Annotated in this window: 17 protein-coding genes; 15 read left to right on the top strand and 2 right to left on the bottom strand. The window is 43.6% G+C overall.

Features of this window, described 5'->3' with window-relative positions; translation table 11 throughout:
* The first annotated feature begins 79 nt into the window (after positions 1-79).
* The 15 genes from tssC to EL341_RS04850 all read left to right on the top strand — a co-directional run bounded on the left by tssC (position 80) and on the right by EL341_RS04850 (position 20,252).
* Positions 80-1,567 (top strand): type VI secretion system contractile sheath large subunit, encoded by a 1,488-nt coding sequence (gene tssC / locus EL341_RS04920; RefSeq protein ID WP_047780368.1) that lies wholly within the window; start codon positions 80-82, stop codon positions 1,565-1,567.
* Positions 1,568-1,571: 4 nt separating this feature from the next.
* Positions 1,572-1,988 carry a type VI secretion system baseplate subunit TssE gene (gene tssE / locus EL341_RS04915; RefSeq protein ID WP_053007540.1) on the top strand — a complete coding sequence of 139 codons (417 nt, stop codon included), beginning with the start codon at positions 1,572-1,574 and terminating at the stop codon, positions 1,986-1,988.
* Between the two features lie 32 nt (positions 1,989-2,020).
* Positions 2,021-3,739, top strand: a complete 1,719-nt coding sequence (gene tssF, locus EL341_RS04910) for a type VI secretion system baseplate subunit TssF (protein WP_126467159.1) — start codon at positions 2,021-2,023, stop codon at positions 3,737-3,739.
* Positions 3,718-4,695 (top strand): type VI secretion system baseplate subunit TssG, encoded by a 978-nt coding sequence (tssG, locus tag EL341_RS04905; protein WP_047780366.1) that lies wholly within the window; start codon positions 3,718-3,720, stop codon positions 4,693-4,695. The genes tssF and tssG overlap by 22 nt, the downstream gene beginning before the upstream one ends.
* 3 nt (positions 4,696-4,698) lie before the next feature.
* Positions 4,699-5,934, top strand: coding sequence for a type VI secretion system-associated FHA domain protein TagH (gene tagH, locus EL341_RS04900; RefSeq protein WP_053007539.1), 1,236 nt, complete (start codon positions 4,699-4,701; stop codon positions 5,932-5,934).
* Positions 5,931-6,455, top strand: coding sequence for a type VI secretion system lipoprotein TssJ (gene tssJ / locus EL341_RS04895; protein ID WP_047780365.1), 525 nt, complete (start codon positions 5,931-5,933; stop codon positions 6,453-6,455). Before tagH ends, tssJ begins: the two co-directional genes overlap by 4 nt.
* 9 nt (positions 6,456-6,464) lie before the next feature.
* Positions 6,465-7,808 (top strand): type VI secretion system baseplate subunit TssK, encoded by a 1,344-nt coding sequence (gene tssK / locus EL341_RS04890; protein WP_126467157.1) that lies wholly within the window; start codon positions 6,465-6,467, stop codon positions 7,806-7,808.
* The gene (icmH, locus tag EL341_RS04885; protein WP_047780363.1) at positions 7,808-8,572 is read left to right on the top strand and encodes a type IVB secretion system protein IcmH/DotU; all 765 of its coding nucleotides are present in this window, start codon (positions 7,808-7,810) and stop codon (positions 8,570-8,572) included. The genes tssK and icmH overlap by 1 nt, the downstream gene beginning before the upstream one ends.
* An 11-nt stretch (positions 8,573-8,583) precedes the next feature.
* On the top strand, positions 8,584-11,256 hold the full coding sequence (gene tssH, locus EL341_RS04880; RefSeq protein ID WP_126467155.1) for a type VI secretion system ATPase TssH: 2,673 nt from the start codon (positions 8,584-8,586) through the stop codon (positions 11,254-11,256).
* A complete protein-coding gene (gene vasI, locus EL341_RS04875; RefSeq protein WP_047780361.1) occupies positions 11,250-11,936 on the top strand; it encodes a type VI secretion system-associated protein VasI in 687 nt (228 codons plus the stop codon). The genes tssH and vasI overlap by 7 nt, the downstream gene beginning before the upstream one ends.
* 7 nt (positions 11,937-11,943) lie before the next feature.
* The gene (gene tssA / locus EL341_RS04870) at positions 11,944-13,356 is read left to right on the top strand and encodes a type VI secretion system protein TssA (protein ID WP_126467152.1); all 1,413 of its coding nucleotides are present in this window, start codon (positions 11,944-11,946) and stop codon (positions 13,354-13,356) included.
* A 3-nt stretch (positions 13,357-13,359) separates the two neighbouring features.
* Positions 13,360-16,887: a type VI secretion system membrane subunit TssM gene (tssM, locus tag EL341_RS04865; RefSeq protein ID WP_047780359.1), complete on the top strand. Its 3,528-nt coding sequence runs from the start codon at positions 13,360-13,362 to the stop codon at positions 16,885-16,887.
* A gap of 47 nt (positions 16,888-16,934) precedes the next feature.
* Positions 16,935-18,293: a VasL domain-containing protein gene (locus EL341_RS04860; RefSeq protein ID WP_126467150.1), complete on the top strand. Its 1,359-nt coding sequence runs from the start codon at positions 16,935-16,937 to the stop codon at positions 18,291-18,293.
* A 40-nt stretch (positions 18,294-18,333) separates the two neighbouring features.
* The gene (locus EL341_RS04855; protein ID WP_126467148.1) at positions 18,334-19,104 is read left to right on the top strand and encodes a hypothetical protein; all 771 of its coding nucleotides are present in this window, start codon (positions 18,334-18,336) and stop codon (positions 19,102-19,104) included.
* Between the two features lie 530 nt (positions 19,105-19,634).
* A complete protein-coding gene (locus tag EL341_RS04850; protein WP_047780356.1) occupies positions 19,635-20,252 on the top strand; it encodes a Fic/DOC family protein in 618 nt (205 codons plus the stop codon).
* Here EL341_RS04850 and EL341_RS17570 read toward each other — a convergent pair.
* Both EL341_RS17570 and EL341_RS04845 read right to left on the bottom strand, forming a co-directional pair.
* A complete protein-coding gene (locus tag EL341_RS17570) occupies positions 20,249-20,419 on the bottom strand; it encodes a hypothetical protein (RefSeq protein WP_164720438.1) in 171 nt (56 codons plus the stop codon). The genes EL341_RS04850 and EL341_RS17570 overlap by 4 nt on opposite strands.
* Positions 20,420-20,687: 268 nt before the next feature.
* On the bottom strand, positions 20,688-21,698 hold the full coding sequence (locus EL341_RS04845) for a Fic family protein (protein ID WP_126467146.1): 1,011 nt from the start codon (positions 21,696-21,698) through the stop codon (positions 20,688-20,690).
* Positions 21,699-22,165 lie beyond the last annotated feature (467 nt).

Below are 22,165 nucleotides of genomic sequence, written 5' to 3'. Positions count from 1 at the left end.
AGCCAATTGTGACAGATTGATAAATTGTATCGGGCCTCTGTGTCATTGCATTTGATGTTTTAAGAAGGGATTACTTTATATGTCTATAGCTGAACAAAATATTGCTGCCGATTCTCAGGAGCAGGCTCTTAGCTCAATGAGCCTTCTGGATCAGATAGCTTCTCAAACCAATTATTCTCCAGCTGATGAAAGCTACGATATTGCTAAACAGGGTATCGCTACGCTGGTCTCCCATCTCTTGGATACGGGAAATACGGAAGAACCGGTCAACAAACAGCTGGTTGACAGAATGATTGCAGAACTGGATAAAAAACTCAGCCAACAGATCGATGAAATCCTGCACAATCAGGAACTACAGAAAATCGAATCATCATGGCGTGGTTTAAAACTGTTAGTTGATCGCACTGATTTCAGAGAAAACATCAAAATTAATCTGATGTATGTCACTAAAGATGAACTTTTAGAAGACTTCGAGTTTGCGCCTGAAATTACCCAATCCGGTCTCTATAAGCATGTTTATTCTGCTCAATATGGACAATTTGGTGGTGAACCGATTGGCGCAATTTTAGCCGATTACCAATTCCTACCAACGGCGCCAGATATGAAGCTACTGCAATATACCGCTTCTGTTGGTGCCATGGCGCATGCTCCGTTTATCTCATCAGCATCACCTCAATTTTTCGGCCTTGATAGCTATACCCAATTAGATAGCATCAAAGAACTCAGCTCAGTTTTTGAAAGCCCGACCTATACCAAGTGGCGCTCACTGCGTGAAGCTGAAGATTCAAGAATGTTGGGTTTGTTGACGGTTAGAAATCTGGCGCGTTTACCCTACTCACCAACGGATAATCCGGTTAAAAGCTTTGGCTATGACGAAAATGTCAGTCAGGATCATGAACACTATCTGTGGTCCAACTCTGTATACGCATTTGGTACTCGTCTGACAGACAGTTTTGCTCAATATCGCTGGTGCCCAAACATTATCGGTCCAGAAAGTGGCGGTGCGGTTGAAGATTTACCGGTGCACGTCTTTGAAGCAATGGGTGAGTTACAAACCAAGATCCCAACCGAAACATTGATTACCGATCGCCGCGAATTTGAACTGGCCGAAGAAGGCTTTATTGCCTTAACAATGCGTAAAGGATCGGATAATGCCGCATTCTTCTCGGCTCAATCCGTTCAGAAGCCGTTGAAATTCCCGAATACGGATGAAGGTAAAGCGGCAGAAACCAACAGCAAACTGGGTACTCAACTACCTTACATTATGCTGTCTACCCGTATTGCCCACTATCTGAAAGTTATTCAGCGTGAAAAACTGGGCTCCTATCAGGAATCTGCTGATGTAGAGCGTAATCTGAATACCTGGCTGAAGCAGTACGTATCCGATCAGGAAAATCCACCGGTAGATGTACGTTGCCGCCGCCCATTCCGCGCAATCAGTCTGGCAGTAAGCGACGTTCCTGGTGAACCAGGTTGGGTGAAAACGCGTCTGTTGCTGCGTCCTCATTTGAAGAGTATGGGTTCGTATACCGAGCTTTCTCTGGTAGGACGTTTGGACAAGGAATAGTCACATGGCAACCTTGCGACGCTGGGATACAGGCAGTAAAGGCAGCCTGTTTGACCGATTACAGAACGACCAGCCGCGACTCAAAGGTGACGCGGCCTTTATTCTCTCGATCAAAAATAACCTGCGTCATATTTTCAACGCAAGGCCCGGTGAATGCCATGGCACTAAAGAACTGGGCATCATTGATGTTAATGATGCCCTGCTAGGTACTGAAGAAATTCAAAGTTCTATCTGTCATTCGATTCGCCATTGCATTGCACGTTATGAACCGCGAATCAGCCATACCCAAGTTGTTGTCAGGCAGGACCCTATTACCTTTACCTATTATTTTTTGGTCATCGCCCAAATAGCTCAGGTATATGACATAGAGAAAATCGAACTCGATATTCGTATAAATAACAATAAATTAGAAGTTCTTTAATCAATTTATTTCTGAGCGCTATTAGGGATGATATGTTGTCAGATAGTTATATTAAGCAAGAAAATCACTATCTCAATGAAGAAAGTAAGAGATTTGTTGAGGAGTTCCCTCAGATTTCTCAATTTCTTGCGGAGCCTTATTTCGATCCGGACGTTAATCGTACCTTAGATGGTTTTACCTATCTAAGCAGCTTGCTACACGCAAAAATCAATCAGGAATATCCACAACTCACCTCAAACCTGATGGACATGCTATGGCCGAATTATTTACAGCTAACGCCAAGCATCACCATTATGGAGTTTAATCATCAGGATCATGAAGGCGTGCAAATACTGTCGCAAGCGACGGTATTAAGTCCGGTCACCGCCAGTCAGCCGGTTTCATGTACCTTCAGAACAACCCGGGATATATGGGTAACGCCATTTGTTATTAATCAGACGGCTAAAACATCAACCAATACCCTTCGTCTGAGCTTTACTAGCCACAATAGCCAAAATCTGGCCGCTGCCGGCATTGATAAATTAAGCTTATTTCTGGGAGCGGATATGATGACCAGCTTCCAGCTCTACCTCTATTTTGCCGAATATTTATCCGCAGCAACACTGCACATCAATGGGCAATCTCTACCGCTACCTGACCTTCAGTTAGTCGCAACAGGATTTAATGCCGAAGATGCTATTTTGGACTACCCGATTAATACTTATGCCGGTTATCGATTACTGCATGAATACTTCAGTTTTACCGAGGGATTTCTCTTTTTTACCCTGAAAGGATTGCCTGATTATCTGGATCGATTATCCAGTGAAACGTTCGCGCTTGAATTCGAATTTAAACAACCACTGCCACCAGCGCTGAAGCTGACCACGGATTCCATCAAAGTGAACTGTGTGCCGGCCATTAATCTGTTCTATCATGATTGTGAACCCATCACCCTCAGCGGTGAAAAAACAGAATATCCTTTATATATCAACCATCAACAGCGCCAACATTATGAGCTATTTTCCATTGATAGCATAACCGGATGGGCTAACAATCAAACGCGGAAATACACGGCATTTGACAGTTTTCAACATCAAATAAATTATGAAAATGGCGGTAATCCACTCTATTACCACTTAAATCGTAAACCGAGCGTAGAAAAAGAGCACATCGATTATTCTTTATCTTTTGTCAGAGGTGATGAAGCAGAGCGACGCAATGACGATGAGATCATTTCCATTCGCGCCTTGTGCAGTAATCGAGATGAAGCGCAGAAATTACGTATTGGAGAGATTAATCTTGCTGGTGAGGGTATTCCAGCAACGGTGACGTTTAAAAACATCACCTTTCCATCCGGTATTACCCGTCCTAACCTTGATGGCAGCTTACAGTGGAGCACCATATCGTCACTGTCTCTAAACTATCTGTCCTTACTCAATAAGGACTCGCTGTGCCAAATTCTACAAAACTATAATTTCACTGCTCGTTATAACCAACGTTCAGAGAAGTCACTGACTAAATTATTATCCTGTATCCAGAGTTTTGAGTCAGTGCCACATCAGCAGTATTTCAATGACTTAATTATTGAAGGTCATAAATCAACCTTAGTCATCTCACCTGATGCATTTAATAACACCGGGGAGATGTATCTGTTTGGCTCAATCATGGCGCATTTCTATTCGCAATATGCCACGGTCAATTCATTCCACGTACTGGAATTGGTTAATTCATCAACTCATGAGGTGTATCAATGGTCGTTGATGAATACTTAGTCCCTGAACAGGCTGAAAAATATAACTTTTATCAGCTTATCGAGCTACTGGCTAAGTCTAGCGGTACTGATATCGATAACTTACTGAATTTACCGCCGGATAAAGAATCTATCCGCTTTATTAGCAATCCATCTTTGGCCTTCGTAACCCGGGATATTTCCTCTGTTACCGTTAAAGATAATAAAGTACAGATCAAATTACCGTTTTTGAGCCTGACAGGTACCCATTCTCCTCTGCCAAATTATTATCTGGAAGGAATGGCATGGGAAGAGATTCAGCAGGATTATCGGTTAACCGCCCTGCTCGATCTGTTTAATCACCGTTTAGCCACTTACTTATACAAAGTCTGGCGGAAGTATCGTTACTACATCTGCTATAGCCATAGTGGCCAAGATGAATTTTCCCAGCGGATGTTTGCACTGGTCGGCTTGGGGAAAGTAAGTATTCGCCAATCATTACAAGTGAACCAAAGCAAGATGCTGTCTTATGCCGGTATTCTCGCCAGTGCAGGACGTTCACCTCATTTGATGGCCTCCCTTATTGCTCACTGTTTTGATTTATCGAATGTCAATATTGAATCATGGCAATTTCGCCGAGTGCCCATACCTCAACAACAGCAAAACCGTATTGGCCAAGCCAATGCCGTGCTGGGCGAAAACCTGATTATTGGCACACATATTCCTGACTACAGCGGTAAGTTTACCTTAACCATCAGTGAATTAAGTCGTGAAAAAATGGAGCAATTTCTTCCTACCGGCTCGCTCCACCACGCTCTCCATAATTTTGTGTCATTTATTTTAAGGGATCAGTTTGCCTGGGATCTGCAGCTGGTACTGGGGGAAAACCAGATCGACGCCATGACATTGGGTGAAAATACCGGATGTTATCTGGGATGGACCACCTTCCTCCAAGAACCACCAAGTAATCCCAGCACCATGCTGAAGATGCAGGAGTAATTAATGAATAATTCAAACACGCTGACACTCCAGATACTCAATCATGAATGTCTTGCCAGTGGAAAACATGGAAATACATTGATAGATCAGGAAGGTGCAACAATAGGCAGCAATGCTGATAATTTCTGGTCAATTCAAAATCAACGAGGCCAGATTGAACCACTGCATGCCAAAGTTGATATGGTTGATTCTCACTTCTGCATCAGTGCTTATGCGCCGGGGCTCTATCTGAACGATGTTGATCTATTTGCCAAAGCCAAACCGGTGCGTTTGCAGCATGGTGACATCATGAAGCTCTCCGATTTTAAAATCAAAGTTCAGGTCAATCCAAATGGCACGTTGTATCAGGATCCTCTATCGATCCGACCTGAAAATATTATTTCCAATCATCACGACCCAATTAATGAAATTTTGTCAAAAAAAGTGGATTCCGTTGAAGAATATTCATTGACTGAACTACAGCAAACTCCCGTGCTGTCGTCACTACCGCTTGATCCAATGAAAGTTCTGGATGCTGCACAACCTACCACCCAGTTCACTATTAATAAGGTTCCTCCTGTGGTCACCACACAAAATGTGCTCGAACAATCTATTCGGTTAGAAGGCCAGTCAAATAACGATTTTACGCCTCTGGATAATGACCTCAATCACTTAGCCATTAACCCGTTATTTCAGGGATTACAGCACTCCATTAACCTAAAAGACAGTAAAGAAGCTTACGATTTACTAGAAGAAATTGGTCATAGCATCAAATCCGTGGTTGAAGGATTAAGCTCGCTACATGCCGCTAATCTCTATTCGTCGGATAAACATTTAAGACCGATTGAAGATAACCCTCTACACCTTAATCTCAGCTATGACGAAATGCTGAAATTATTATATTCCACTGAAAAATGTCCGGTGCATTTATCTGCACCATCCGCTTTTGCAGAAAGCCTCAGTCAAATTCGCCTTCATCATACGGCAAACCAACGGGCTATCTCCGAAGCACTCGCGGCACTACTTCAGGCCTTCTCTCCACAGGCATTAATTACCCGCTTCCTACGCTATCGCCGTGCAAGTGAAAAAAGTACTCCAGATGGTTCCTGGGCGTGGGAAATGTACAGCAGTTACTTTGACGAACTGACCTCTAACCGTCAGCAAGGATTTGAAAAACTGTTTTGGGAAATTTATGAGCAATCCTATGACCGACACATTCGCCAACTTCAACAAGAGGTTGATGGAAAGGATCCGCTATGAGCCGTATCTGGGTCGTTATATTGGTTTTCATTAGTCTGATGCTATCAGGCTGTGAAGTGTCTAAAAAGGTTTATACCGTCATTCAGGATCCAGATGTCCCGGTTGGTTATCCGGACCAAAATCCGACGGAAATCGAGTTCTCATTACTGGCGGACAGTGACATTAACCAGAATCTGGAGGGAGAAGCTTCCCCGACCGATATTCAGGTGATCTATTTAGAAGACGACTCGAAACTGCTCAGCACTGACTACTACCAGATTGCAACGGAACCGTTAGACAAAATATTGGGTAAAAACTATGTCGACCATCAGGACTACACGCTAGAGCCGGGGCAGTTTAAACCGCTAAAACCGATAAAAATTGAGTCTAAAACTCAATATCTGGCGGTTATTGCCCACTATGCAGGCTCAGATTCGGGACTGATCTATTGGTTAGATATCGTTGATATCGATGGGGTAGGAAAAAAATACAAAATCCTTATTCACTTGCGCGCTGGCGAAGTCGAAATAAAGAAATCTTAAGGGAATAAAATGGCAAATAAGAATCGCGTAATCTGGCGTGAAGGACTTTCCATCGCGCCACAGCATTTACAACAGCAACAAAGGCATATTGATTATTTAATTCACGGTCGAGTCGATGCCGCAGTCAACTATTCTTATGGATTCAGTCGCCTTTCTATCGACCACGAAATGCTTAAGTTGGGCCGTATCAGTATCACTGATGCCGCTGGAGTGATGCCTGACGGAACATTATTTGATATTCCTTTTGAGGATATTCCGCCTCAACCGATTGAAATAAAGCAAATTCCGAGCACTGAAAGCCGTGATATTTATCTGGCTCTCCCCATCATTAGTGATGTGATTACTGAACTGCATCATGACTCAGACAATTTGTCTGAGATATCGCGTTTTAAAAATCATCCTCATCAAATTAGAGATTTACATAGCCAAAACGGTAACTATGTTCAGGTCAATATTGCCCGACTATCGCCGCGGCTGATTAGAGGTTCCGATAATTTAAGCGCTTATACTATCTTGCCATTATGCCGCATCAAAGAAGTGCGGGCCGATGGCACACTGATGCTGGATGAAGATTTTATTCCTACCGTTTCCAAAGTACAGGTGGCCTCCCACTTACAAACCTTTATGGAAGAAGTAGCCAATCTGGTTGCTGAACGCGCTAAACAACTGTCGGAAAAAATTGGTTCACCAACGCAACAAGGTATTTCTGGTATCGCCGAATTCCTGATGTTACAGCTGCTGAATTCAACGAAACCTATTTATCGGCATCTGGCGCACACACAAATTGTGCACCCGGAAACGTTGTATTTAATGTTAACCAAAACCTGCTCAGAGTTAATGACGTTCACTTCTGAATCGAAAACCGCGCAGGATTTCCAACTGTATAATCATGATGATCTAACGCGGACATTCAGTGATTTAGTGCTGAAAACCCGTCAGGCGTTAAGTATTGTTCTAACCCCGAGAGCGGTACCGATTCCACTGGTCGATCGCAACAATGCATATACCGGTGTGATTAACGATATTGATCTGCTGAAAACCGCTAACTTTGTTCTGGCGGTTAAGGCTCAACTACCGCAGGATCAATTAATTCGCCTGTTTGTTCAGCAAACTAAGATATCCACACCAACCAAAGTCGAGCATCTGGTCAGGGTTCAATTACCTGGTATTCCTCTGACGCCACTGTCTGCAGCACCACCTCAGTTACCATTCCATGCTGGCTATATCTATTTCCAACTGGATAACCAGTCTGCTGAATGGCAAGAAATTGTCAAAGCAAACAGCATTGCCTTCCATGTTGCAGGTAACTTCCCTGAGCTTGACCTGCAGTTCTGGGCGGTGAGGAGTAAGTAATGAGTGAACAATCACTATGGCACGGAGCCGATCAGTCCAGCCGTTATCTAAATAGGCTGGAACAGTACTCATTAACCCTTCGGGGTCGCAATATCAATCCCATTATTGATGCGGCAACCCCCCTGTTAGGCATGATTCTGCGTATGCAGGATCTATCGGTGGATATCCCTGAACCGGATTATTTATACCGTCAGATTCAAACCGATATTGAAAGTATCGAGCAGTTTCTGGAAATGGAAGGTTATGAGCCAGGATCGATTGTGACCTTTCGCTATGTCCTGTGCACCTTTATTGATGAATGTGTGATGAGCGCTGACTCTTCTCTGGCCAAGTTTTGGAGCCAGAAGTCATTACTTATTCACTTTCACAATGAAGGCTGGGGCGGCGAGCGAGTATTTCAGATTACCGAACGACTGATGAATGAGCCTAAACGCTACAAAGATATGCTGGAATTTATTTACCTGTGTTTTGGCCTTGGATTCAGAGGACGCTATAAAGTTCAGAATGCCAATAACGACGAGTTTGAAAAATTATTCCGCCGCCTACAAAGCTTACTGTTATCGCTAAACGGCGAGCCGACGTCTACTCGTCTGCACCTTGGCGTTAAAAAACCAGCTCGCTATTTCCTACCTAAGCAATTGACGACAAAGCATATTGTTATCGTTACCGTTGGCGTGCTGGTTTTAGCCTACTCGCTCTATTTATCCAAACTCAACTCACAAAGTATCAGCATATTAGAACAACTTAATATGCTACTTAAATAAAGGGATTAGCCATGATTCGTATTGAACTTCCAAAATTACTTCAACAGCTAAACCCGGTCAGTCGTCATATTTTTGAAAGTGCTGCCGCCATCTGTGTCAACTCGCAAAGTGCAGAGATTACGGTTTCGCATTTCCTGTTACAAAGCCTGGAAACGCCGCTATGTGATATTCGACAAATATTATCTAAAGCCAATATCGATACCGAAGTACTGTGTGGCTTATTAGAACAAACACCGATTGATAATGCGCAAAATGGGCAAACGACCCCGAGTTTTTCCCCACTGTTGGTCGAACTATTACAAGATTCACTGTTACTCAGTAGCGCTGAATTAAAAGAAACCAACCTTAGAACCGGCGTCATTTTGCTGACTATTCTGCATAGTCCAAACCGCTATGTTTCAAAACCAGTCGCCCAGTTGCTGACGTCGATCAATAAAGACTTGTTACAGTCTGAATTCCATCAGTGGACCAGTGGTTCTGCCGAAAGCGTTACGCCCCATTCATCCGACAGAAAGGTTGGCGGCGCAGCTTCTGCCCACAATGCGACCTTACTCGATAAATACGCCACCAACATGACGCAACAGGCGATTGATGGAAAACTTGATCCGGTATTAGGCCGTGATAAAGAGATCGACCTGATGGTAGATATTCTCTCCCGCCGCAGAAAAAACAATCCGATCGTAGTCGGCGACGCTGGCGTCGGTAAAAGTGCCCTGATAGAAGGATTAGCCATAAGAATTGCCAAAGACCGTGTACCAGAACGTTTATTGGGTACACAAATTATGTCGTTGGATTTAGGTTCGCTACAGGCAGGGGCTTCAGTAAAAGGTGAATTTGAAAAACGCTTCAAAGGTATTATGTCTGAAGTCAGTCATTCTCCTATTCCGATTATCCTGTTTATTGATGAAGCCCATACGCTCATCGGTGCTGGTAATCAGCAAGGAGGATTAGACGTTTCGAACCTGTTGAAACCTGCGTTAGCCCGCGGTGAACTGAAAACTATCGCAGCAACGACCTGGAGCGAATACAAAAAATACTTTGAGAAAGACGCCGCCCTTTCTCGCCGCTTTCAATTAGTTAAAGTTGGCGAGCCTTCTGCTGACGAAGCGGTCATTATCATGCGTGGATTACGTGAAATCTATGAAGAATCTCACGGGGTATTAATTGATGATGATGCATTACAGGCTGCCGCCTATCTCAGCGATCGCTATATTTCAGGTCGCCAACTGCCCGATAAAGCCATTGATGTATTGGATACTGCCTGTGCTCGTATCTCCATCAATTTAACTTCTCCGCCACGTCAGGTTTCGGTGCTGGAAAATAGCCTGCATCAGCTTAACGAAGAGATAGAACTGCTGGAGAGAGAGCATCGTTTGGGGCTGAAAGATAACTCAGCGCGCATCATTGGTCTCAAACAACTGTGTGATGACAGTCAGGAACAACTGGATAACATCAATGTTCTCTGGCAAAAACAGCAAGCATTGGTTCACCGCATTATTGAACTGCGGGCGCTGTTACTCTCGCCTTCAACTCCGGTAATCACTGGAGGAAGTGAAGCAGATACACAGGATGACAGCATCAATGATGCTAAATCACAAGAGCCGATTCTACTGGGTGAGCTCACCTCTTTAACGCTAGAACTCAATGAACTACAAAAAGAAGAGCTGTTGGTGTCGCCACACGTAGATAAGAAACAGATCTCTTCCGTTATTGCTGAATGGACTGGTGTACCGCTTAACCGCATTTCGCAAAATGAACTATCCATTGTCACCGAACTACCGAAATATCTCAGCAGCGAAATTAAAGGTCAGGATCTGGCCATTGAGAATCTGCATAAACATTTATTAACCGCTCGCGCCGATCTTCGCCGAGCGGGTAGACCATTGGGCGCATTCTTGTTAGTTGGCCCGAGTGGCGTTGGTAAAACAGAATCCGTTATTCAAATTTCTGAGCTGATGTTTGGTGGCAGACAGTATCTGACGACCATTAACATGTCTGAATATCAGGAAAAGCATACCGTATCTCGCCTAATTGGTTCTCCTCCTGGCTATGTCGGCTACGGTGAAGGCGGTATTCTGACCGAAAGTATTCGTCAAAAACCTTATTCAGTGGTACTGCTGGATGAAGTAGAAAAAGCCCATCCTGATGTCCTCAACTTGTTCTATCAAGCCTTTGATAAAGGTGAATTAGCTGATGGAGAAGGCCGAATCATTGACTGTAAGAATGTGGTGTTCTTCCTAACGTCTAACTTAGGCTACCAAACCATCGTTGACTATGCCGATCGACCAGAGATGATTGGCGACCAACTTTATCAAGAGTTAGCTGACTTCTTTAAACCAGCGCTGCTGGCACGTATGGAAATTATTCCTTACCTGCCACTTTCCAAGGCAGTGTTAAGCGTGATTGTTCAAGGAAAACTAAAGAAACTGGAAAGAACGCTTCAGGATAAATTTGATGCCAAAGTGGTATTCGATGAAGACGTGCCTGAACAAATTATTGCCAGAGCTACTCGGGCGGAGAACGGTGCCCGTATGCTGGAATCCATCATTGATGGTCAACTTCTGCCGCCGGTGTCTCTGCAACTGCTGAATAAAATGGCCTCGGGTGAGTCCATTAACTATGTACGCTTCAGCGTTAACAACAACCAGTTTACCTCTTATGTAGGTGAGGAACCGGTATGTTAAACATCGGGGTAGCGCTACGACAACGTCTATTACCAGCTTTACTTTTGGCCGGGTCAGTCAGCGTGTCCGCAGAGCCCCAAATTGCCGATAAGTCTGGTCTGGAGCAAGCGTTGATTCAATGCCGAAGTGAGCCGTCGGCACTGTTGCGTTTGGCCTGTTATGACAATTTGTTCAAAACAACCGAGGCGAATGTCTCTCAACCTGCCGTTATGAAGCGCAGTGATACGGTACAAAAAGCCCTGTTGCTTGAAAAACAGCGGCCTGAGCACTCCACTGAGTTTCTTACTGAGCAAGCGGACGGTGAACTGTCTCCTGAAGTCATTATCTCTACGCCGGCGTTGGGCATTCGCCCTCCCCGGCCGGTATTGATCTTTAGCTGTCAGGACAACATTACCCGTATGCAAATTGCATTTTTTAATCCGCTCTCAAATGACAAAAGCAGCACCATTACGCTGAAAACCAATACCGGTACCACATTCCGCAGTCATTGGTTCGTTCGCGATAACGGTCTGTTGCTGGAAAGCAGCCGTGGATTACCCGGTATTTCGGAAATTCAGCGCCTGCTCAATGCTGAAACATTAACTATTGAGTCAGAAAACAAAGCATTAAACGGGATCTCTTTCCAAATTAGCGGGCTATCAAAAGCAATTTCCCCCCTTCGACAAGCCTGTAGATGGTAAACGAATTATGGAATTTATTACTCAGCACCCCTGGCGTGACTTAATCCTTAAGCCACTGCCACAAAGACAATTAGAACAGGCTATCCCATCGGATAATGGGGACTGGGAATATATTGACACCGAAATGGCTAAACTCGGCACGATTAGCCATGAAACGGTCAATATCCCCGATGTTCAAGATCGAATCTTAAAATTGCTGGCTGAAGAGACGAAAGATTTCAGGCTATTAACTCACCTGCTCAATACGTTACAGCGCAGTGAACGCCCCGCCAGTATTCTGCTGGCTATCGCTCTGCTGGCTGATTATGTTGAAGCTTACTGGAGTATTGCTGCCCCGCAGAAAAATAAACTGCGCATCGCTCAAATGATTATCCAGCGTTTTGTTAACGCCAAAGAGCTATTTAGCCACTCGGCGATTGCCGAAGAGCGTGAGCAATCTATCAGCGAATTTGTTCGTTTAAAACAGCTGTGGCAAGAGCAAACCGCCCTATGTGAACAACTGGATAAATTGATTGTTAGCTACTCAAAATCATCCATTAGTGAGCTACCGTCGGCAGCGGCAGTGACGCCGACCACAGTAGCCGCGGCAGCACCATCAACAAGCCCAAATAACGGTTCGCTGACAACCTCTGAATCCAAGGTACCTCATACCTCGCTCCCTCATGTGATGCTGGATGACTCATCTGAGCGAGCTTGGAGTAAAACCCTGCTAAAAATTGCCGAAATTGAGGCAGAGCGCTCATTTACCACACCAATCAGCTTTCAGTTAAGACGCCATGCCGTCTGGTTTAATATTGCCACACCACCCGCCGTCAGTAATGGTGTGACTTCGGTACCGGCACTACCGATAGAAAAAATCAGTGAATTTGAACGTGAGTTGTCTCGTCCCTCATTGGCACTCTGGCTCAAGGTAGAAAACACCATCGCCTATTCTCCTTTCTGGTTTGATGGCCACTATCTCTCCGCCGCCATTGCCAACAAGCTGGGACATCCCACTACGGCGGACGTCATCAAAAATGAACTGAAGTATTTTCTGGCACGTTTTTCTGAATGCCAATCACTGTGTTTCTCTAACGGTGAACCGTTTATGAATCCACAAACTCAAAAGTGGCTAAACCAGAAAGAACATAGCCAATCACAAAGTGAAGATTTTTCTCAGGCTTTATCCCTGTTTAACAGCGAAGGCCTACAGTCAGCGCTAACGTTTCTGGAACAAACCACCGGCGATGAGCCCCGCTCACGGAGTTATACCCAACTGCAAACCATCAAGCTGTTACATCAGGCCGGATGCCATAAGTTAGGCAAACAACAATTAGAAAACTTAGTTCATAAAGCAGCCCAGCTATCCGCAAAAGAGTGGGAACCCTCTTTCTTTGATAGTTGTAGCGGACTAAAAGACTCATTAGGTAACAAGGAGTAATCAATGAAGCTGCCGTCTATACTAAAACCCCGGTTACCCAAGCTTCCCAGATTACCGAAGCTAATAAAATCACCCAAATTACCGGCTAAAAAAACCCGACTGTATGTCATTGCCGGTATCTGGCTGTTCTTCATGTTTTGGATGTGGAGCTATGGTGATGACTTTGAAATTATGGAGATGAAACCCTTTGCTCCATCCGTTCGCCGCTGGCTGATTACCTTAATAACGATTCTTAGCGCCATGATATGGGCACTGCTGCATCTGGAATTCACTAACCGCCGATTACGCTCACAACAAAAGCAGGCTAAGCAAGAAGTCAAAGATCCGGTTCAGTTGGAGGTTGGCATTCAACAGCGATACTTCGATCGCTGGATAGTGAATTTACAAAAGCAGCTAACGGTAAAAGATTACCAGTATCAATTACCTTGGTATCTGGTTATTGGTAATCGCGGTGCCGGTAAAACCACCTTTCTTAAAGAAGGTTGTAAACTGAATGAACTCTACGCTCCGGAAAATGAACAGCGAGTTCATTGCTGGCTGAACGATCAGGCGGTTATTATTGAAGCCGATGGGATTTTATTGGAGCAACCTACCGATCATGCGCTGCCCACGCTGTATGAAAAGTTATGGCGAAACGCGTTATCATGGTTGGCTGAGATTCGTCCTGCACAACCCTTAAACGGGATTATTCTGACCGTTGACCTCTACCAATTCTGTACCTTTAATAAAATAGAGCGGGAAAACTATATTTCCGCGTTGAAATCCCGTTTAACTGAAATCGCTCAAGATTTACATACCAAACTTCCAGTCTATATCGTGCTGACAAAACTCGACTTGCTGTATGGTTTTGGTGCCATGTACCAAGCACTGGATAAAGCCCAGCGGGAAGAAATTCTGGGCATCACCTTCCCAATTGATGACGGTGACTGGAAAAAATCGCTGAATAATTTCTGGCAACAGTGGATCCATCAGCTCAATAACGCCTTACCGGGCATGATGCTCAACAATGTTGACGTTAGTCAACGTAGCCAACTTTTTACCTTTATCCGCCAGATTAATGGACTTAAGGACTATATTGAAGATCTGATTGACCAAGGATTATTCTCATCAGAACACCAGCCATTCTTACTGCGTGGTCTCTATTTGACCTCTTCGATGCAGAAAGGGCAAATGGAGGATCTGTTTGTCAAATCCGCGGCATCGCAATATAACTTGCCGGAACAGGTTTACCCAAGCTGGCAATCCCCATTATCCCATACCTATTTTACCCATGAGTTACTGAACAATCTGTTATTTGAAGAGACTCAGCTAGCGGGTAAAAATGAAGAATACCGCCAGTATGTTCGCCATCGTTTATATCGTTGGAGTGCCAGTGCAGCCGGATTAGCCGTGATCATTATTGCCAGTTGGCAATATTTCTATAGCAGTAACCATCAAGCCGGTGAGGAAGTCTTAGCCAAAGCGAAACAGTATGTGAACATCGAACTCCCAACTGAAAAAGATTATCTGGGTGCCTTACAGCTTCCCCTGCTTAATCCGGTCAGTCAGGCGACGTTTGCCTATGGTGACTATAATCGGCGGGGTCTGCTGTCGGATATGGGACTATATCAGGGCTATAAAATCGGTCCTTATGTTGAATCAACGTATTATAACCTGCTGTTACAGCGCTTTCTTCCGTCCATTATGAATGGCCTGGAACAACAGCTTAGTAAAGAAAAAGAAGGGAGTGATAATAAACTCAGAATCCTGCGCATCATGCGAATGATTGAAGATGAAACCGGCCGTGATAAAACGGCGGTGATGAATTATATGATTGATCGCTGGAGTGAGGAATTTAAAGGTCAGAATGATGTCCAGATCCAACTGGAAAATCACCTTTCCTATGCGTTAGATAACATCCATTGGAAAGCTGAGCGCCTGAAGAAAAACCGACTGGCCATTGAGAGTTATCGGCCTTATGAGCAAAACATTCAAGATGCTCAGGTTGATCTACGTCGTTTATCCATCTATCGCCGGGTTTATCAAAGCTTACATGGACAGGCTAAATCAGCCTTACCGACTGATTTAAATATCCGGAATCAGGTGGGGGCCAGCTTTGACTCGGTGTTTGCTGCCGATAATGAAGCGTTGCTTAAAGTGCCTCAACTCCTGACGCGGTCAGGCCTCACTAACTTTTTTGTCCTGCAGGATGATTCTTTAATTAAATATACCTCACTGGATAGTTGGGTATTGGAGATTACCAAGAACGTCCATTACAGCAAAGCTGACCGTGAAGAGATACAAAAGCAAATCACCTCGCTGTATCTCAATGACTATATCACCACTTGGCATAACGCTTATAACAACATCCATATCCGTAAATTTGCTGATATTCCGGACGTGATTGCCGGGTTGGAGCAAATCACCAGCGGTGAATATGTTTTTAAACGAATCATGGAGTTACTGCGAGAGAACACCACCCCTAAAGATTCAGTATTAGGGGAAGGCTCTAAACTACTCAATACCAGTAATCCAACCCAAAGCAGTGACTACCGCTTACTGAACTACTTAAGCCACCAGTTCACTAAAGAAAATAGCGTTACCATTGAAGATAAAGATCAAATCAGTGCGTTGGGCAATGTTAGCGTCAGATTGACTGATTTACATCGTTATATGATGGCAATACAGAACTCGCCATCGCCAGGGAAATCCGCACTACAGGCGGTACAGCTACGGTTAAGCAATAATAACAGCGATCCTATTTTTGAAGCTCAGCAGCTCTCAAAATCGCTACCAGAACCATTGGGACGTTGGGTCAGCGAACTGGCGACAGAAGCCTGGAATGTCATCATGATCGAAGCGATTAAATCGCTGGAGATTGAATGGAATGACAAGGTTGTTATGCCATATCGTCAAACGCTGGCTAACCGTTATCCGTTTGCCCCTGGTGCTAAACTTGATGTGCCTCTTAGCGAGTTCGAGCGCTTCTTTGGCTATGGCGGTACGCTGGATGCCTTCTACCAACAAAATCTGAAAGTGTTTATCGATAATGACTTGGGTATGAATGAGAACGGTAAGTCACTTATCCATCCAAACATCTTGAGACAGCTTGAGATCGCTGAAAAAATCCGCCGTACCTTCTTTAGTAAACAGAATGGATTAGGCATTCAGTTCTCAATTCAACCGATCAATATGTCAGGCAATCGCCGCCGCGGCGTGCTCAATCTGGATGGTCAATTAGTTGAATACCGCCATTCAAGCAGTATTCCGGTTCGCTTAATCTGGCCAAACTCCATGCGCGATAATGTGGAAAGTAAACTCACTTTGATTGGCGGAGACAGAAGCAATAAAACACTAAGTTATAGCAGTGCCTGGGGTCTGCTACGCATGATCAATTCAGGCAAGCTAACCAATGTCAGCAATAACTCGTTTGATGTGCGTTATGACATTGATAATGGCTACATTATTTATCGCGTGTTTATTGATGAATCGGATAATCCATTCGCCGGTGGGCTGTTTAGTCAGTTCAATTTACCTAACACCTTGTATTAAATCCTGTCTGGCCGGATAAAGTTCCGGCCTTCTCTGGAGATTTGTTTATGCATAAGGATATCCATATTGGCGGCGATCCTCGTAACTATCTGGAATTTACTGAAATACGCAGTGAGATTAATAAGCTGAGCCATCCCGCAGCGCCGGATGTTGATTTCACCTTAATCGTCAGCTTATCTCAGGAATTATTCCGCAAAAATGGCGTTGATTTACAAACTGCCAGCTACTTTACTTTTGCTAAAACTAAACTTGAAGGATTAGCCGGTTTTGGTGAAGGATGCTGCCTTATCGCTGGCTTGATAGCTGAACATTGGCAAGAGCTATGGCCGGAAAGCGATACTTCCCGCATAGAAATGCTGGATTGGTTAAATAATCGGGTTGGCTACGATATCCGAACGTTTTCCTTTAAAGCCTCGCATATCCCGCTCCTAATCCAATTGGAACAACCGTTAAAGCAAATAGCAGATACGTTGAATGAGCTGAAACTAAAAAAAGACTCCAGCGTAATCGAGCTGTATAAATTTATTCATAATACGCGTGAAACCCTTGAGATAAGAGCCGCCAGCCAGCTTAAGTTACAAAGGAAAAAAGCCTTATTCCCCGCTGAGCCGGAACCAGTTGAAGAGGTAAAGGTTGATAATCCGCCGACGATTGTGCAGACCAAAGCGGAACAGGAGCCCGAACCTGAAACGGTAAGGATCAATGCTCAACAGCCACCGCTATCGATAAATTTACCATTTGCCCCGACGCAAATACCGCGATTTAAAGCATGGCACGGTTTTTTAATGGGAATCTGCCTTGCCAGTGCAGCTTTTCTGACGTTGATTCATCTGAGCCAATTACAAAAATCCCCCTTGATGGATCCGCAATTTTTCGCCCAAATACCACGGCAAGAAATCATCCAGTATGCCAATGAGCTACAGGCAAACCCACTCCGAGCCTATCAGCCGGACTTGCCGATTTACCAACAACAGTTAACTTCGTTAGCTAATCAATCGCCGCTTGCCAGCCACTTTTATGCCGACAATCTGTCTACGCTAATTACCCAATTGTGGCCCGACTCCAAAAAAGCAGCCGCACTAAAACAAGAATGGCAACAACATCAGAACAGTTTACGCAGCGAAAACCCACTCAGTGATGGATATAGTCAGGCACAAAAAAGGATAACCGGTTTAATCCGTCAGATTAACCAAGCCGAAGCTCAGGGGAGAACGTTATCTCTTGCACAATTAAAGTCTTCACTAAATGCCATTCAACGCCAGTTAAATGACAGTCCACCTGTTGAAGAGCTATTGCGGCAGCAGGCGGATCAGCCTTCACCAACAGCGGCACAAACCAAACAGATCGAACAACGGCTCAATGGCTTATTAAGCCATTACCATGAGTTAATCACGGATAACAACTAGCAAAATGATGTCACCGTTTTTATATAAAAAGGATAAAATAATGCAATCAGTAAAGCGTCTGGGTTCAGCTATTTTTCTACCGCTGATTCTTATTTCTGCCACTCTTATTAGCGGTTGCTCTTCAGCGCCCGAATTCAAATCCAGAGCAGCAAATCTTACCGGGAAAAGTCAACTGACAGAGCAGGAAGTATTGGATATCGATCCACTCACTGAAATTACCGAGCATGATATTCAACAAGCATTAAAAGAGGCCAATAAAGACAGTTTTCTGATTCCAAAAAACTCACCTATTGTGCTGGTTCAATCAGGGGCCAATATCCCGGATGCAGCTATGCAGCAGGAAATGATGAAGTATTACAATATCTCCGTCTATTCGGGCCTATCCCCCACCAAACCCAGAACGCCAATCGCGCGGAAAAATGCAGAACAGGCGCTGTTACCACAACCTAACTATATTAAATCGCTCCGTTTAGCCGCAGCTAAAGCGCGACAAAATAAAATTGTGGTGTACTGGGGCAGCTTCGAACAGGGTTTACCGGACAAAGATAATACGAAAATTGTTTGGCTCCCTTATCATAACGGAGATATTCTAAGAGAAACCAAATACTTACGATATAGTATCCGTTTTGCTACCGTCGATGTTAAAAGTGGAATGTGGGTAATGTATACGCCGCCCAATACCGAAAGTGAATTTATTAATATCGCCTTTCAATCCAGTCAAAATAAACTGAATCAGGTCACTGAGGTTAAAGAAAGTGCTTATGTAGAAGCGGCGAAGAATTTTTCTGAACGCTTTGAAAAACTCAGGTAGTCACGCCATAAAATAGTCATCATAGGAGCTAATCGATGAGTTTCACAGGGCGGAGCAGAATATTGACTGTATCCGCCTTTTGTTTTTTCTTACCTCTTACTATTTAAAGCAAAATTTGCGTAAGACCTCCAATTATTACCAGTATCAGTTTGCCATTAAGTCAGCTAGTATAATGGCAGAGAAATTTATCCATCAACGCTTAGAATCCGTATCTACCCTGTTTTATCGATAACGTTCGTCATATCGACTTTATAAAATTGAGTGATTTCCAGTAAAAATCCGCCATAGACAATTGGCGCAACAGAAATCATAATTCATATCAAATTCAATGTATTAAAAAGAAAAACATCATGAGTAATACTAGCGACCTCAATATTCACAGTTTTTATTAGCTTATATTAAAAACCTATAGTTTAACCTACACTTATGTAATTAATTGATTTTTATAACATTGTATATAACTAACATAGCGTTATAATTTATGTATGTTTCTCGTTAACCCCATTACCGCATCAACACAGAGCATTTCTATGAGTCGATACCATGTTTCCAACAGTGAAGGACAGTATGAGGAAGACTCGAACGAACAGGTTTTAGCCAATAAATTAGGTATTTCCAATTCTGATGAAATCGATGATGCCGAACTGGTGTTACTAGAACAGCTCTATCAGTTTATCTTTGAAGATCATTTTCCCCTTGAACAAATCACGGTATCCATGCTTAAAAACTGGCATCATCGGTGGTTAGGTAACCTTTATAGATGGGCCGGGCAGGAAAGAACGGTCAACATCAGCAAAAGCGGTTTTATGTTTGCGCCTTCTGCTCAACTCCCAAAACTCCTGGATGAATTAGAAGCTAAGTACCTTGCCCATTACACACCGTGTGTCGGCATGGATGAAGAACAGCTCATTGAGGCCATCGCAATAATCCACGTTGAAATGATACTTATCCATCCATTTAGAGAAGGAAATGGTCGTTTATCACGACTTTTAGCTGATGTGATGGCCGTTCAAGGGGGATTTAAACCATTGGATTACCAAAGCTGGGAGCAGAATAAAGCCGAATATATTTCAGCTATCCACGCAGGTATATCAATGAACTATGACCCCATGAAATTTTGGGTCAAAAAAGCATTAGGAAATAACTAAACAGCCAGACGGAGATGGGAGAACTTCTTGCGCTTAGCTTCAAGTGAAGCTTCAATTTGACTGGAAGATTGACCCGTTTCAACCGCCGTTGACGTTGCCACCGAACGAACGATCTCTTCACGAGACGGCTTGGTATAAGATACCTGCTCTTTTTTGCTATTGTTCATCAAGGCTTCCAGATTTCAGATATATATTGAATATATATTATAAGCTATTATCGTTGGTAGGGTGCTAGTATTTTTAGACTGTTACATATTAACCACAATCCCAGACACACATAACCAACCTTTATGCCCCTAATTAAACGGATTTTCGAAGATCAACTGGCCTATACAATGTGTGTTGCACTTGCCACCTCATTAGAGAATTGTATGCGTAATAATCCCATACGGATGTTAGTTAAGTCATACCAAGACTATATTTCACCGCAACAAACTAAACAACCCTCCAATATCCCGCCTTTGTCGAGCCTACCCGCTCTAACAATTTCACCTGCTGCAAGGTATTAAGATGACGCTCAACTGTTCGGGTACTGACTTTCAGCTTTTCTGCAACCATAGGTATCGTCATCGTTGGGTTTTGCTTCAGCACATCAAAGATCTGGCGAGCAACTTTATGTAGAGCAATCGGCTCATTTTCTCCCGACACTTCTCCCGTCATTTCTCCCGACATTTTGTCGCTATGACTATCAATCCCCTCTTTCAACGCCTCAGTTATCACCCTCAGCATAAAATCAATAAAACAGGTACAGTTGCTAGCCTTATCAGCCTCACCCAATACTCGATAGTAATCATTCTGTTGTTTTTGAATAAGTGTCTCAACGGGCAACCATGCCAATTCCGGTCGCCATTCACTCAATATTAACGTTTGCCATAGCCTGCTCATACGACCATTGCCATCCGAAAATGGATGAATAAACTCAAGCTCATAGTGAAAAATACAACTTTTAATCAGCGAATGAATATCCGTATTGGTTAGCCAATCAAAAAGAGAGGTCATTAATCTGGGAATTTGGTTGGCTGGTGGCGCCATATGAATCAAATGATTGTCACGATAAATACCTACGTTGCCATTACGCCAATGGCCTGAATAATCCACTAATCCCTGCATGAGTAATTTATGTGCTGCAAGAAAATGCTCAACATTATTACTACGCCAATAAGGTAATTGCTCATAAGTTAAAATAGCATTACGTACTTCTTGAATATCTCTAGCTGGCCCTAATACTTGTTTACCATCCATAATAGCCGTCACTTGTTCAGTGGATAGGCTATTGTGTTCAATGGCTAAAGATGCCTGAATGGTACGAATGCGATTTTCTCTACGCAATTGTGGAGAAACGAGTTTATCTTTTGCCGACCAATAGCCTAATAATTCGCTAATTTCCGCTACAGAGTTAAGTATTGACGGTGTAATAGCATAAGGAGGTGAATATTGACTGCTCATTATGTCGCTTCCCTATTGTCTATTTTAATAAGATTACAATTCATCTGAATAATCTCCCCATTCCTGCTCTCAGCACCATACATATAGAGATGATAGCTCCTCTCTCATGCCGCCTTTGGTATGCCCCAAAATAGCTTTAGCCACTTCATTAGAGCATTGTAAGCGTAATAACACTGTACGGACAGTACCGCTCAAATCATGAGGTGCCCTGTGTGGTATATCAAGCATTCATCCTTTATTTTGGGCGCATTCAAAGAGATTTTATGATCGACACCTTTTCGCTCTTCAATTCGATCGGTCGAGTAAGCCCTACCACTGTAAACTCTGAGATTTATTGCTTTCGGCTCTCTTTCTGCTGCTTTGGTTTTGCTTCTTTATTTTCAGCCACCGGACAACACCCGTCGCACCTTATTTCCCTCAGCATTTTAGCTTAGTCCTTGCTATTACAAGTGAATTTTGCGGAATGC

The organism is Pragia fontium, from assembly GCF_900638655.1.
Lineage (GTDB): Bacteria > Pseudomonadota > Gammaproteobacteria > Enterobacterales > Enterobacteriaceae > Pragia > Pragia fontium.
The sequence above is the reverse complement of the archived record's forward strand: the minus strand, read 5'-3'. Positions and strand labels throughout refer to the sequence as shown.